Annotated in this window: 15 protein-coding genes; 5 read left to right on the top strand and 10 right to left on the bottom strand. The window is 59.8% G+C overall.

All coding sequences use genetic code 11. The annotated features are described in order from the left end of the window. The first annotated feature begins 100 nt into the window (after nt 1-100). Nucleotides 101-304, top strand: a complete 204-nt coding sequence (locus tag ACM6JQ_RS14190; RefSeq protein ID WP_095111516.1) for a hypothetical protein — start codon at nt 101-103, stop codon at nt 302-304. Between the two features lie 7 nt (nt 305-311). Here ACM6JQ_RS14190 and ACM6JQ_RS14185 read toward each other — a convergent pair whose 3' ends face one another. Together ACM6JQ_RS14185 and ACM6JQ_RS14180 are read right to left on the bottom strand one after the other, a co-directional pair. After that, on the bottom strand, nt 312-548 hold the full coding sequence (locus ACM6JQ_RS14185) for a DUF2789 family protein (protein ID WP_007910733.1): 237 nt from the start codon (nt 546-548) through the stop codon (nt 312-314). Nucleotides 549-596: 48 nt separating this feature from the next. Further along, nucleotides 597-848: a hypothetical protein gene (locus tag ACM6JQ_RS14180; protein ID WP_127926808.1), complete on the bottom strand. Its 252-nt coding sequence runs from the start codon at nt 846-848 to the stop codon at nt 597-599. 400 nt (nt 849-1248) lie between these two features. Between ACM6JQ_RS14180 and ACM6JQ_RS14175 the strand changes: the two genes are divergently transcribed. From ACM6JQ_RS14175 to ACM6JQ_RS14165, 3 genes are all read left to right on the top strand, one after another. Further along, nucleotides 1249-1719, top strand: coding sequence for a hypothetical protein (locus tag ACM6JQ_RS14175; RefSeq protein ID WP_038366424.1), 471 nt, complete (start codon nt 1249-1251; stop codon nt 1717-1719). Continuing rightward, nucleotides 1716-1910 carry a hypothetical protein gene (locus tag ACM6JQ_RS14170; RefSeq protein WP_007910742.1) on the top strand — a complete coding sequence of 65 codons (195 nt, stop codon included), beginning with the start codon at nt 1716-1718 and terminating at the stop codon, nt 1908-1910. The genes ACM6JQ_RS14175 and ACM6JQ_RS14170 overlap by 4 nt, the downstream gene beginning before the upstream one ends. Nucleotides 1911-2040: 130 nt before the next feature. Further along, a complete protein-coding gene (locus tag ACM6JQ_RS14165; RefSeq protein WP_007910744.1) occupies nt 2041-3057 on the top strand; it encodes an ABC transporter substrate-binding protein in 1017 nt (338 codons plus the stop codon). A gap of 115 nt (nt 3058-3172) precedes the next feature. Here the strand turns inward: ACM6JQ_RS14165 and ACM6JQ_RS14160 are convergent, their stop codons facing one another. Both ACM6JQ_RS14160 and ACM6JQ_RS14155 read right to left on the bottom strand, forming a co-directional pair. After that, nucleotides 3173-5305: a TonB-dependent receptor gene (locus tag ACM6JQ_RS14160; RefSeq protein WP_414894032.1), complete on the bottom strand. Its 2133-nt coding sequence runs from the start codon at nt 5303-5305 to the stop codon at nt 3173-3175. Nucleotides 5306-5398: 93 nt separating this feature from the next. Continuing rightward, nucleotides 5399-5788: a DUF2946 domain-containing protein gene (locus ACM6JQ_RS14155; protein WP_095111513.1), complete on the bottom strand. Its 390-nt coding sequence runs from the start codon at nt 5786-5788 to the stop codon at nt 5399-5401. Nucleotides 5789-5882: 94 nt separating this feature from the next. On the opposite strand from ACM6JQ_RS14155, the gene ACM6JQ_RS14150 reads away from it, so the two are divergent. Then, nucleotides 5883-6323, top strand: a complete 441-nt coding sequence (locus ACM6JQ_RS14150) for a DUF3995 domain-containing protein (RefSeq protein ID WP_077573349.1) — start codon at nt 5883-5885, stop codon at nt 6321-6323. Nucleotides 6324-6419: 96 nt separating this feature from the next. On the opposite strand, the gene ACM6JQ_RS14145 is transcribed toward ACM6JQ_RS14150, so the two are convergent. From ACM6JQ_RS14145 to ACM6JQ_RS14120, 6 genes are read right to left on the bottom strand one after another with little or no spacing between them, the layout of a single operon-like run. Continuing rightward, nucleotides 6420-6782: a Na+/H+ antiporter subunit G gene (locus ACM6JQ_RS14145; RefSeq protein WP_016982998.1), complete on the bottom strand. Its 363-nt coding sequence runs from the start codon at nt 6780-6782 to the stop codon at nt 6420-6422. Beyond that, nucleotides 6779-7057 carry a K+/H+ antiporter subunit F gene (locus tag ACM6JQ_RS14140; protein WP_007910754.1) on the bottom strand — a complete coding sequence of 93 codons (279 nt, stop codon included), beginning with the start codon at nt 7055-7057 and terminating at the stop codon, nt 6779-6781. Before ACM6JQ_RS14140 ends, ACM6JQ_RS14145 begins: the two co-directional genes overlap by 4 nt. Continuing rightward, nucleotides 7054-7542 (bottom strand): Na+/H+ antiporter subunit E, encoded by a 489-nt coding sequence (locus tag ACM6JQ_RS14135; protein WP_095111511.1) that lies wholly within the window; start codon nt 7540-7542, stop codon nt 7054-7056. The genes ACM6JQ_RS14140 and ACM6JQ_RS14135 overlap by 4 nt, the downstream gene beginning before the upstream one ends. Beyond that, complete coding sequence (locus ACM6JQ_RS14130) at nt 7539-9218, bottom strand: monovalent cation/H+ antiporter subunit D (protein ID WP_007910761.1); 1680 nt, start codon at nt 9216-9218, stop codon at nt 7539-7541. Before ACM6JQ_RS14130 ends, ACM6JQ_RS14135 begins: the two co-directional genes overlap by 4 nt. Next, complete coding sequence (locus ACM6JQ_RS14125; protein ID WP_007910763.1) at nt 9215-9559, bottom strand: Na+/H+ antiporter subunit C; 345 nt, start codon at nt 9557-9559, stop codon at nt 9215-9217. Before ACM6JQ_RS14125 ends, ACM6JQ_RS14130 begins: the two co-directional genes overlap by 4 nt. Further along, nucleotides 9559-12477 carry a monovalent cation/H+ antiporter subunit A gene (locus tag ACM6JQ_RS14120; RefSeq protein WP_007910764.1) on the bottom strand — a complete coding sequence of 973 codons (2919 nt, stop codon included), beginning with the start codon at nt 12475-12477 and terminating at the stop codon, nt 9559-9561. The genes ACM6JQ_RS14125 and ACM6JQ_RS14120 overlap by 1 nt, the downstream gene beginning before the upstream one ends. Nucleotides 12478-12530 lie beyond the last annotated feature (53 nt).

Raw genomic sequence — 12530 nt, 5'->3', positions numbered from 1 at the left:
CTGATGCAATGAATCTGTGCACGGAGCTTGCTGTTTCCGCTCGAAGGAAACCATTAATCTGACGACTTAGTTAGGTTGCTAATGATTTCGGGAGGGCTGCATGCAGTGCAGAGTTGATGTCGCGGTGATGATCGGCAGTGGCGTACCGGCCGGACTGCGCGCAATGGGGCGCAGCATTTGCTGGGTGGTATTGCTCAATGGCGAGCGTCGCGGCACCGCGTTTGCCAGTCGCGACGAGGCCGAGGAGTGCAAGGCTGCATGGCTCGCGCAGTTGCAAGCCGAACCATGTGACAGCCTTCACTGATCCAGAATTACTTGCCGCGGTGCAAGCGCACATTCAGTTCATCGACCATCACCGCTTCTTCGCCATCGGCCCTTAGCCATTCCTTGAGTAGTTGTGCCTGTTGCGGTGACCAGAAATCGGCGTCGATCAGTTTGGTGTTTGCATCCAATGGATGCGCCTCGATGAAATCGTCGATTGCGTTACCTTCTGAAGGCAACCCCAGTTGATCGAACAGGGTTTTCAGATCGTATGCTGGCAGTTCCATCGTGTACTCCTTCAATGGGCGCCGTTACGGCGCGGTGGATCGCTCTCTTTATCTGAGGCAGCCACTCGCCAGGAGTTCGATCTTTGACTCCAGTGAGCGGGCGAGGGCGCAGGCTTCGTTGTGATCTTCACGGAAACCTCTTACACGGCCGGTCGATGTTTCCTTTATGTGGAAGAAGGCGTTGCCGGCCGGTACGACTTGAAAGCGTGGGCAATGGTCGTTCATATCAGTGGCACGCAGGATCAGCGGTGATTCGATCCGGGCGTCTGTGGTCATGGCAAAGTGAGTCCGAGTGCACATATGAAGTCCTTTTCATCAGTTGGCCGATATTTACAGGCCGTTGCGGGTAGTCGGAATGAGCATCGCTGCTCTAGAATCGCCAGTACCCGTTGGCGACAGGGCTTATCTAAAGCAATTTTTCGCCAGCGATATGTCGGAAAAGTGCTTTTTTTCGTGAGAATTTTCCCTAAAGTTCGTAGTCAGACTGCTCTTGCCAACGGTGAGGATTTTTCCTTCAAGCTTTGGCGACTTCGGGATGAGTTTCGCGAGTGACAATCCGGTAGTCTTACCAGCCTCGTGTTGAATGAGCACTCTGCTCGATTCGGGCTTTATTGATTTATTTGGCAGTGACATCGGCCTGGCCGTTTTTTTGCCGTGCGCGTTTTCCGTGTGCGGTTTTTTCAGATGTGGGGATGTTTCTTTGGCAGTCAGTAATCTCGATATGCATGCTTTGTTCGTGTTGGGTGATTTGCGTGCAAAGCTGGTCAAGTTGTTCCAGTCGCGTTTTGTTTACATCACCGAGCAGAACGCCGAAGGCATTTACGTGGCCGAGATCGACACCGAAAGCGCCTTGGTGGTTGATGACAAGCCGGGGCTCAAGCTCAAGGTCGGCGATCATTTCAGTGCATCGGTCTTGCCCAGCCGTGAAGGCGGCAAGATGGATATCCGTTTTCGCGAAATCAAACTCACGGTCTATGGACTGGGCGATTACGCTTTCGTCGAGACCGCTGACGGGCACGCGATCCTGTTCAAGGAAGGCCACAGCGTGGTGACCGTGTTCGCCGCTCATCAGCAATTGCAGGAAGGCCTGACCAAAACGCTGAAAGCCGTGACCGCCAAAGCCGCCAAGTGGCGCAAGGGCGAACTGGTGACGTTCAAGGCCAGCGAGTGAGCCGCGCGGATTTCCATTCGCAGAACCTCGACACTGCACGCGAGGAGGCCCAGCGCTTGTTCGCCGCCAAGGCTGAGCTGCAAGGCGCCTGGCTGAATTGGCTGGCTGCGCAGATCTACCAGTTGCGCCCTGCGGAATACGCCAGCATGGTCAGACGCGAGCTGCAACGCTTGCAGGAAAAGTCTGATTGATAACCTCGTCCGCAGCATGACCCGGAAAAAGCAGGAACCTCGGCTACAGTCAGTTGACTGAGTATTCAGAGGCTTGCGGTCTTCTGTCAGGCCATCCTGCCATTGCTGTGAACAGCACGAGGTGCAATGCATGAACGGATTTCGACGGTTATTGGCCGCCAGCGTGGCCACGTTCGGTTTGCTGACATCAGCGCCATCGGTGATGGCCGCCCAGGCGCCGATCCATTTTGCCGACCTGAACTGGGAAAGTGGCAGCCTGATTACCGATGTCCTGCGGATCATCGTCGAGAAGGGCTATGGTTTGCCGACCGACACCTTGCCTGGCACCACCATCACGCTGGAAACCGCACTGGCCAACAATGACATCCAGGTCATTGGCGAGGAGTGGGCCGGTCGCAGTCCAGTGTGGGTCAAGGCCGAGGCCGAAGGCAAAGTCGTCAGCCTGGGCGATACCGTCAAGGGCGCTACCGAGGGCTGGTGGGTGCCGGAGTACGTGATCAAAGGCGATCCGGCCAAAGGCATCAAGCCGCTGGCACCGGAGCTGCGCAGCGTCAGTGATCTGAAAAAGTACAAGGACGTGTTCAAGGATCCGGAAACCCCGGGCAAGGGGCGCTTCCTCAACAGCCCGATCGGCTGGACCTCGGAAGTGGTCAACAAGCAGAAGTTGACGGCTTATGGGTTGCAGGACGATTACACCAATTTCCGCAGTGGTTCGGGCGCGGCGCTGGATGCCGAGATCAGTTCTTCGATTCGTCGCGGTAAACCGGTGCTGTTTTACTACTGGTCGCCGACGCCGCTGCTGGGCAAATTCAAACTGGTGCAACTTGAAGAGCCGCCGTTTGATGCCGAGGCGTGGAAGACGCTGACTGATGCTGATAATCCCAATCCAAAACCGACCCGTTCGCTGGCGTCGAAGCTGTCGATTGGCGTGTCTACGCCGTTCCAGAAGCAATATCCGCAGATTGCCGAGTTCTTCAGCAAAGTGGACTTTCCAATTGAGCCGTTGAACAAGGCGTTGGCGGACATGAGCGAGAAACACACCGCGCCGCGGGATGCGGCCGTGGCATTCATGAAGGCGCACCCGGACGTGTGGCAGGCCTGGTTGCCGAAGGATGTGGCGGAGAAGGTTTCGGCTGATTTGAAATAGAGGCTGTAGCGCCCGGCCTCATCGCGGGCAAGCCCGCTCCCACAGGTATTGTCGTCGAATGCAAATTTTATGTACGACACCAAACACTGTGGGAGCGGGCTTGCCCGCGATGCTTTTAAAACTTCGTCTGCACGGCCAGTTCGAAGGTGCGCGGTGTCCCCAGGTAATACGCCGGCGAAACATGCGCAAACTCGGCATACACCTCATTGGTCAGGTTACGCACGCGACCGGTCACGGTGGTGTGCGAATCCACCTTGTAGCTGAGGAAGCTGCCAAACAGGGTGTACGACGGCACCGTCATCGTGTTGGCGGTGTCCGCGTACACCGACGCCACATATCGTGCATCAACCCCACCTTGCCACTGCGGCGAGAAGTCATAGGTCAGCCACAGATTGCCGACTCGATCCGGCACGTTAGTCGGCGTGTTGCCCTTGCGCGACACCACCACCCCGGCAGCATTCTTTTCGGTGAAATCATCGTACTGCGCATCGACCCAGGCGAAGTTACCTTCGGCCAATAACTTGTCGGTGATCCGCAGCGAACTGGCGATTTCGATGCCTTTTGACGTTTGCTGGCCGACCGGAATGCTGCTGGTCGGGTCCAGCGGATCGGTCACCGCGAAGTCCTTTCGCTCAATGGTGTAGGCGGCAATCGTCGCCGAGCCACGCCCATTCAGATAATCGAATTTGCTGCCAATCTCCCACTGTTTGCCGGTCGAAACGTCGAAGTCCTGCGTACCGTTCGGCTGCTCGGCGGCGGTGCTGTATTGCACGTAGACGTTGGCCGATGGAATGAATTGGTAGGTCAGGCCGGCGCGGCCTGTGACTGGCTCCCAACTGCGCTTGAGGTGCTTGGGGTTAGCGGCGGTTACAGTGCGATGGTTGGTCACGTCGAGATCAATGTCGTCATAACGCAGACCGGTGAGCAGCGACAGCTTGTCGGTCAACGCCAGCCGGTTTTCCACGAACAGCGCTTTGGTGGTGACCTCGTTGGTCTTGTCGCTGATCAGTTTGGGGTTGGTGCCCGGGATGTCGTAGAAGTGCCCCGGACGATAGTTGTTCGGATCGACCGTGCTCGCGCCTTTGACGTTCAGTGGCGAGTTGGTGGTCTGGTTGACCTTGTATTCGAAGCCCCCCGACCACGTCGTGTCGAGACCGAAAAGCGTGTTGTCGTGGCGCAGTTCGAACTGGTTGCCGTTCTGCTCGCCCTGATGGCGTACCTGATAGGCTGTCGAACGGTTTACCGCCGTGTTGTCGGCGTTGTACTGGTAAGTTTCGAGGTTGCGGTAATCGCGTTGGCTGTCGAGGTGATACAGCGTGTTGCGCAGGGTGGTGTTGTCGTTGATCCGGTAGTCGATGATCGAGCGCACCCAAATTGTCCGCTGCTCGTAGCGACCGTCCTCGACGTTGTAGTTGTTGAAGCGATTGTGTTTGTCGATCTTCAATTCGCCGGCCTTGGGATTGAGTACGGGCGTGCCCCAGTACGGACTGTCTTCGTGTTCGTCTTGATATTCCAGCGCCAACGTGTGCGACAGGTCGGGCGTGAGATCGCTGAGCAGTGAGAACGCCACGCTCCAGGCATCGCGCTCCTGGCGGTCGATGTAGCCGTTGCTGGTGTTGTGGCTGACGTCGAGTCGCGCGTAATGCTGGACGTCGGCGCTCGGCTCGGTCAGTGCATGATTGAGGCCGAAAGCGGTTTCGGTGGTGTCGTAGGTTCCGTAGCTGACCCGGCCTTCAACGGCCTGTTCATCGCGGGTCGCCAGTTTGGTCACGTAGTTCAGCGAGCCGCCAACGGAGCCCGCACCATTGATCAGCGATGACGGGCCGCCGACCAGTTCCACACGATCATAGATCCACGAATCGACAGGCCGCGCGAGGCCGCCGGAAACGTTGATGCCGTTGAACATCTGGGTGATCTGGCTGCTGGTGAAGCCGCGATAGGAAACGAAACCGCCAAATCCCGGCGGCGCACTGGCGTTGACCCCGGGCAAGGTGTTGGCGGCGTCCTGGAAGTTCTGCGCGCCATGGCGTTCGATATCGTTGCGCTTGGCGATGGCCACCGAGGCGGGTGTGTCGCGCACGCTCAAGCCGAGGCGCGAGGCCATGCCGCTGGATTGGTCGAGGCTCAGGCCCGGTTCCCTGCCGGACTCGCCATCGATGGTGATTGGCGCCAGATCCACGGTGGATTGCGCCCAGACGTTAATGGACAGGCAGCCGCATAGGCTCGCCAGCAAAGTGAGTTGTTTCATCATTTGAATCCTGAATGCTTGTCTAGGAGTCAGCGCACAGGCGAACGCCGCGCGTTGGCGCAGTGGGCTGACAAATCAAAAAGGCAAAGACACTCAGGCGAGCGGTGGGGCGCGAGGGTTGGCTGAAGGCCAGGTGAAGCGGGCAGGGAGGTCGGCGCTGACGATGGGCGCCAGCGGCGGACTGTGGTGTTCGGGCAGGATCGCCAGCGTGAGGCTGGAGTTGAACGCTGGGCCCATGCCGCCGCCAACCGAGCACAGCGGGCAGCCAAATGCCTTGGACAGGGTCGGCAGTTGTTCTTCGGTGGGGTTGCTGGCGAGCGGCGCTTGAGTGGCCGGGTCGACTGTACAGAACTGGCCGCCGATACCGTTGAGCTGCATGCCGACCATTTGTCCGTGACCGATGCTGCAGGCGAACACGTTGAACAGGACGCAGCAATAGAGCATCCAGGCCAGCAGTGAGCGATCGGAACGGGAGAATTTCATGGGGCGGCACTTTACCGTACCGCCGATCGGTCGTGCACTTGAAAAAAATCCGACTAGGATGATTTGTTCAAATCCCTTTCCAAGGATTTCAACCATGACCTTTGTGTTGGCTCAATGGCTGGTGACAACGTTTGCGGTGATCGCCTTGATGCACGTGTATTGGGCGTTGGGCGGGCAGTGGGCGGCTGCGGTGGTGGTGCCGCAGGTGCCGGTGCGCGGATTTGTCGCAACGGTGCGGCCGGCGTTCAAGCCGTCTGGCTGGCTCACGTTGATTGTGGCGGCGGCATTGTTGGTGATTGCGGTGTTGGTGTGTATGCGGGTGGGCTGGGGCATGCCGGCGGTGACGCACAAGGCGTTGCAATGGGTGATCAGCGCGATTGCGCTGTTGATGTTTGCCCGGGCGATTGGTGATTCGAACCTGGTCGGTTTTTTCAAGGAAGTGAAGGATTCGCGGTTTGCGCGGCTGGATACCTGGGTGTATTCGCCGTTGTGTGCGGTGTTGGGGGCGGGGTTGTTGGCGGTGGCTTGGGTCTAGAAAAGCAAGATCAAAAGATCGCAGCCTTCGGCAACTCCTACAGGGGGGAGCGCATTCCAATGTAGGAGCTGCCGAAGGCTGCGATCTTGTAACGGTTCAGCTACCGCTCTCGGTGCGTCGGCTACTGACCTCGGCCGGCACATCATCCCCGGCCATGCGCTTGCGGAACAACGCCGCCCGCGCCAGCAGCAAGGTCGTCACCGGCACAGTGATCGCCAGCAAAATCGGAATCAGCCAGGCATGTATCACCGGCCCGGATTTCAGCGCCGAGAAGCAGATGATCGACGCCAACGCCACACACCACGCCCCCAGCGTTGAGGCCAGTGCCGGCGGGTGCATGCGCTGGAAGTAATCCTTCATGCGCAACAAACCGATCGCGCCGATCAGCGCAAAAAGGCCGCTGAGCACCAGCAGGATCGCCACCGGAATCTCGACCCACAGAGACAATTCAGCATTCATTCGATCACCTCGCCACGCAGCAGGAATTTCGCCAGGGCAAACGAGCCGACGAAGCCGAACAGCGCAATCAGCAGCGCCGCTTCGAAGTAAGTGTCACTGGAATAACGAATACCCAGGGTCAGCATCATCAACATCGCGACGATGTACAGGTAATCCAGCGCCAGGACTCGATCCTGTGCCGACGGGCCTTTGAACAAACGCACCAGCGTCAGCACCATGGCCAGCGAGAACAGGAACAGCGTCAGCAGGATGGCGTTCGACAGTAATGGGCTCATTCGAAAATCTCCATCAACGGCCGCTCGTAGGTGGACTTGAAGTGCTCGATGAATTGCGCTTCATCATCCAGATCCCAGACGTGCAACAACAGAATGCTGCGATCCAGCGACAGTTCCGACCAAACCGTGCCGGGCACCACCGTGCAGATCATTGCCAGGGTCGCGAGGCCATGGGCATCGCGCAGGTCGAGCGGCACTTTGACAAAGCCCGAGCGCAGCGGGCGACGACCGGCGTTGAGCACGCCCCACGCGACAATCAGGTTGGACACCACCACGTCGCGACCGACGAGGAAGAACAGGCGCAGGATTGTCCCGGGGCGGCGAATGCGTACCTGTTTCGGACGCAGTTTGCGCATCATCAACGGTGCAGCAAAACCCAGCATCGCGCCGAGCAGCAGATTGCCCGGGCTGATCGACAGGTTCAGGGTCAGCCACAGAACGCACAATGCCAACGACAACAACGGTGCAGGAAACACGCGCTTCATGGCTGCACCTCCAGCATCGCCGATTTGGCTTCCGGACTCGGAACAGCGCGGGTGCCGAGCACCGCCATGACGTATTGCTGCGGGTTGTTCAGCGCCTCGGCGGTAGCTTGGGTGTAGCGCAGCAGCGGTTCAGCCTTAAAGGTCAGGACGATACTCAGCCCCAGCAACAGGAAGATCGGCGCACATTCGAGTTTGCGCAGCAGCGGCGAAGGGCGCTCCTCCGGCGTCCAGAAGCGCTGGATGCCGAGGCGCGAGAACGCCATCAACGACGCGAGGCCGGTGAGGATCAGCAGCGCCAGCAACGCCCATGCAGCGATGGAAATCGGCGCAGCGGTGCCCAGGCCCAGCGGATTGAGCAATGCGCCGATCAGGCTGAGTTTGCCGATGAAGCCAGACAGCGGCGGCATACCGATGATCAGCAGCGCACAAGCAATAAAGCTCAGGCCGAGAAACGCCATGGTCCACGGAATGACCTGACCGACCACGGCTTTCTGCTCGTCATCGAGGTTGATGCCTTTGGGTGGTTGCAGGGATTCCTGCGGGCGCGGCAGCAGTTCGCTTTCATCCTCTAGCGGGATCTCATTGGCGGAACGAGAACGTTCGATCAGCTCGGCCAGCAGGAACAGCGCGCTCAATGCCAGCGTTGAGCTGACCAGATAGAACAGCGCTGCGCCGATCAGATTCGGTTGGGCGAAGCCTACGGCGGACAACAGGATACCGGCCGACACCAGAATGCTCAGGCTGGCCATGCGCTCCAGGCGTTGCGCGGCGAGAATCGCCAGCGCCGCGCAGGCCATGGTCGCCATGCCGCCGTAGATCAGCCAGTCGCCACCGAAGAATGCCGACGCTCCGGCCTGCCCGGAAAACAGAAGGGTCCACAGGCGCAGCAGGGTGTAGACGCCAACCTTGGTCATGATCGCGAACATCGCCGCGACCGGCGCACTGGCCGAGGAGTAGGCCGGCACCAGCCAGAAGTTCAGCGGCCACATACCGGCCTTGGCCAGGAACGCGACGGCGAGAATCCCGGCGCCGGCATGCAGCAAGCCACGGTCAGCTTCCGGCACCAGCGGAATCTTCAGCGCCAGATCGGCCATGTTCAACGTGCCCGTGACGCCGTAGATAAGTGCCGCGCCAATCAAAAACAGCGAAGAGGCCAACAGATTGATCGAGATGTAATGCAGCCCCGACGAGACCCGCGCCCGACCCGATCCATGCAACAGCAAGCCATAAGACGCGGCCAGCAGCACTTCGAAGAACACGAACAGGTTGAACAGATCCGCCGTCAGGAACGCGCCGTACAGGCCCATCAATTGAATCTGGAACAACGCGTGGAAGCTCGAACCGGCGCCATCCCAACGTGCCATGGCGAAGAGCAGGGCGCTGACGCCGATGATCCCGGTCAGCACCAGCATCAGCGCCGACAGCCGATCGACCACCAGCACGATGCCGAATGGCGCCTGCCAGTTGCCCGGCAGGTACACGCCGATGGAACCGGGTACGCCGGTGGTTTGCGTCCATTGCAGCAACAGCACCGAAATGAACAGGCCGACGACGCTGGAGAACAGGTTGATTTTCGCCTTCAGCGGTCGGTGCCGCTCGCCGAGCATCAGCATGATGGCGGCGGTCAGCAGCGGCAACAGAATCGGTGCTGCGATCAGGTGAGTCATTGCCATCATTCTTTAGGCTCCCGGCCGTCGACATGGTCGGTGCCGGTCAGGCCGCGCGAGGCGAGCAGCACGACGAGGAACAGCGCGGTCATGGCAAAGCTGATGACGATCGCGGTGAGTACCAGGGCCTGTGGCAGCGGGTCGGTGTAGTGCAGCAAATCCTGGGTGACGCCGTCCTTGATCACCGGCTCCTTGCCGATGAACAGGCTGCCCATACTGAAGATGAACAGATTGACGCCATACGACAGCAGGCACAGGCCCATGACCACCTGGAACGTCCGTGGCCGCAGGATCAGCCAGACGCCGGACGCGGCGAGCACGCCGATGGCGATTGCGATGACTTCTTCCATCAGACGGCTCCTTTGCTGGCGACGGACTTGGGCAGCGATGCGGTCTTGTGACCCCGCACCGATTGGTGGGCGAGGGCGGTGAGGATCAACAGCGTCGAACCAACCACCACGCCGTACACGCCGATATCGAAGAACAATGCGCTGGCGATATGGATGTCCCCCAGCACTGGCAAGCTGAAATGCCAGGTGTGGGTGGTCAGGAACGGATAACCGACGACCATCGCCCCGAGGCCGGTAGCGGTGGCAAACAGCAACCCGGTGCCCATCCAGCGCAGTGGCCGCAGGCTCATTTGCGCCTCGACCCACTGTGTACCGGCGACCATGTATTGCAGGATGAACGCCACCGACATCACCAGACCGGCGACAAAGCCGCCACCCGGTTGGTTGTGCCCGCGCATGAACAGGTAGAACGACACCACCAGCGCAATCGGCAGCAACAGGCGCACCAGCACGGCCGGCACCATCATGAAGCCGAGCGCGGTGTCGCTCGCCGAGCGCGGGTTGACCAGATCGGTGACCACGTCCGGCGCCAGCAAGCGTTGCTGGGCAGGCAGTTGCAGGCTTTCTTTCGGTGGGCGGAAACGCCGTAGCAGGGCGAATACGGTCAGCGCCACGGCGACCAGCACGGTGATTTCGCCGAGGGTGTCGAAGCCGCGGAAGTCCACGAGCATCACGTTGACCACGTTGCTGCCGCCGCCCTCAGGCATGGCGCGGCTGAGGTAGAACGAGGAGATATCGTTCGGCGTCTGCCGCGTCAGCATGGCGTAGGACAGCAGCGCCATGCCGCCACCGACGGCAATCGACAGCAGCAAGTCGCGCAGACGACGAATGCGTGCCTTGCGCAGGCTGCTTGGCAGTGGCGAAACTTCTTCGATACGGCGTGGCAACCAGCGCAGACCGAGCAGGATCAGCACGGTGGTGACCACTTCGACTGCCAGTTGCGTCAGCGCCAGATCCGGTGCGGAGAACCAGACGAAGGTGACGCAGGTCATCAAGCCGCAGACGCTGACCATGGTCAAAGCAGCGAGACGGTGATACTTGGCCTGCCACGCGGCGCCGAGGGCACAGGCAATCGCCAGCAGCCACAGGGTGACAAAGACGATGGAGCCGGGAATCTTTGGCCGGTCGCCCCAGCTCAGGCTGCTGTGCAACATCGGGATCAGGCCGGCGAGCACCGCCGCCAATACCATCAGGAACAATTGCATCTGCAGACGCTTGGTGCCGAGTCGCCGCTCCAGACGTCGGGCCAGGCGCATCATCACCACGAGGCTGCGTTCGAACAGGCGCTTGCCGTTGAAGCGGCCAACCAACGGCGGGTATTTGAAGCGTCCGCGCTTGAGCTGATTGCGCAGCAACAAATAGACAATGATGCCGCCGGACATGGCGATCAGGCTCATGATCATCGGTGCGTTCAGACCGTGCCAGATCGCCAGGCTGTATTCCGGCAGTTCGCCGCCGACGACGGGCAATGCCGCTGCCGCTAGCAATGGACCGACGATCTGCGCCGGGAAAATCCCCACCAGCAAGCAGGTGAATACCAGCAACTCGACCGGCGCACGCATCCAGCGTGGCGGCTCGTGCGGAGTGTGCGGCAGGTCGGTAGCCGGTGGACCGAAGAACACATCGACGGTAAAGCGCAGCGAGTAGGCAACGCTGAACGTACCGGCAATGGTCGCGACAATCGGCAGTGCCGCTTCGACCCACGCCGTGGCGTTGATGAACACGGTTTCAGCGAAGAACATTTCTTTCGACAGGAAGCCGTTAAGCAATGGCACACCCGCCATCGAGGCGCTGGCAACCATGGCCAGCGTTGCGGTAAAGGGAATCAGTTTGATCAGGCCGCTGAGTTTGCGGATGTCACGGGTGCCGCTTTCGTGGTCGATGATGCCCGCAGCCATGAACAGCGAAGCTTTGAATGTCGCATGGTTGAGGATGTGGAATACCGCCGCCACGGCAGCCAGTGGACTGTTCAGGCCCAGCAACAATGTGATCAGGCCGAGGTGGCTGATGGTCGAGTAAGCGAGCAGACCTTTGAGATCGTTCTGGAACATCGCGCAATACGCACCGAGCAACAGCGTACAGGCGCCAGCCCCACTGACGATGTAGAACCATTCTTCGCTGCCGGACAGCGACGGCCACAAGCGTGCGAGCAGAAAAACCCCGGCCTTGACCATGGTGGCCGAGTGCAGATAAGCCGAAACCGGTGTCGGCGCCGCCATCGCGTGCGGTAGCCAGAAATGGAAAGGGAACTGGGCGCTTTTGCTGAGTGCGCCGATAAGAATCAGAGGAAGGAGAATCGGGTAGAGGGCGTGTGCACGAATCATGTCGCCGGCGGCCAAGACCTTGTCGAGGTCATAGCTGCCGACGACATGGCCGAGAATCATGACCCCCGCCAACAGGCATAGTCCGCCGGCACCGGTGACCATCAACGCCATATAAGCGCCGCGACGGGCGTCGGCGCGGTGGTGCCAATAGCCGATCAGCAGGAACGAGAAGAGGCTGGTCAGCTCCCAGAAGAACACGATCTGAATCAGGTTGCCGGAGATCACCAGGCCAAGCATGGCGCCCATGAACGCCAGAAAAAACGCGAAGAAACGCGGCACCGGATCGTCCGGCGACATGTAATAACGGGCATATAAAGAGACGAGGGTGCCGATGCCCAGCACCAGCATCGAGAACAGCCAGGCGAAGCCATCCATGCGCAGAACGAAGTTCAGACCGAGGCTGGGCAGCCACATGAATTCTTCGCGGATCACGCCGCCGTGGGCAATTTGCGGGTACAACATCGCGACCTGGACGGTGCCGATCAAAGCGACCAGACCTGCCAACAGGGATTCGGTATTACGCGCGTTGTGTGGCAGCACCGCTGCCAGACAGCTGCCAATGAATGGCAGAAGCAGTAGAACTATCAGGGACATAGGCTTCTAATCTGCGGAAGTTTGTGAAGCATCATACGTGCCAGCTCCCTGAT

It is taken from the genome of Pseudomonas sp. IT-232MI5 (assembly GCF_949767845.1).
Lineage (GTDB): Bacteria > Pseudomonadota > Gammaproteobacteria > Pseudomonadales > Pseudomonadaceae > Aquipseudomonas.
The sequence above is the reverse complement of the archived record's forward strand: the minus strand, read 5'-3'. Positions and strand labels throughout refer to the sequence as shown.

Excerpts from the sequence above, each read along its gene's own strand:
- ACM6JQ_RS14120 (WP_007910764.1), bottom strand. The coding sequence starts at position 12,477 with ATGTCCCTGATAGTTCTACTGCTTCTGCCATTCATTGGCAGCTGTCTG.
- ACM6JQ_RS14145 (WP_016982998.1), bottom strand. The coding sequence starts at position 6,782 with ATGAATGCTGAATTGTCTCTGTGGGTCGAGATTCCGGTGGCGATCCTG.
- ACM6JQ_RS14165 (WP_007910744.1), top strand. The coding sequence starts at position 2,041 with ATGAACGGATTTCGACGGTTATTGGCCGCCAGCGTGGCCACGTTCGGT.
- ACM6JQ_RS14125 (WP_007910763.1), bottom strand. The coding sequence starts at position 9,559 with ATGGAAGAAGTCATCGCAATCGCCATCGGCGTGCTCGCCGCGTCCGGC.
- ACM6JQ_RS14150 (WP_077573349.1), top strand. The coding sequence starts at position 5,883 with ATGACCTTTGTGTTGGCTCAATGGCTGGTGACAACGTTTGCGGTGATC.
- ACM6JQ_RS14185 (WP_007910733.1), bottom strand. The coding sequence starts at position 548 with ATGGAACTGCCAGCATACGATCTGAAAACCCTGTTCGATCAACTGGGG.
- ACM6JQ_RS14130 (WP_007910761.1), bottom strand. The coding sequence starts at position 9,218 with ATGATGGCAATGACTCACCTGATCGCAGCACCGATTCTGTTGCCGCTG.
- ACM6JQ_RS14190 (WP_095111516.1), top strand. The coding sequence starts at position 101 with ATGCAGTGCAGAGTTGATGTCGCGGTGATGATCGGCAGTGGCGTACCG.
- ACM6JQ_RS14135 (WP_095111511.1), bottom strand. The coding sequence starts at position 7,542 with ATGAAGCGCGTGTTTCCTGCACCGTTGTTGTCGTTGGCATTGTGCGTT.
- ACM6JQ_RS14140 (WP_007910754.1), bottom strand. The coding sequence starts at position 7,057 with ATGAGCCCATTACTGTCGAACGCCATCCTGCTGACGCTGTTCCTGTTC.
- ACM6JQ_RS14160 (WP_414894032.1), bottom strand. The coding sequence starts at position 5,305 with ATGAAACAACTCACTTTGCTGGCGAGCCTATGCGGCTGCCTGTCCATT.
- ACM6JQ_RS14180 (WP_127926808.1), bottom strand. The coding sequence starts at position 848 with ATGTGCACTCGGACTCACTTTGCCATGACCACAGACGCCCGGATCGAA.
- ACM6JQ_RS14155 (WP_095111513.1), bottom strand. The coding sequence starts at position 5,788 with ATGAAATTCTCCCGTTCCGATCGCTCACTGCTGGCCTGGATGCTCTAT.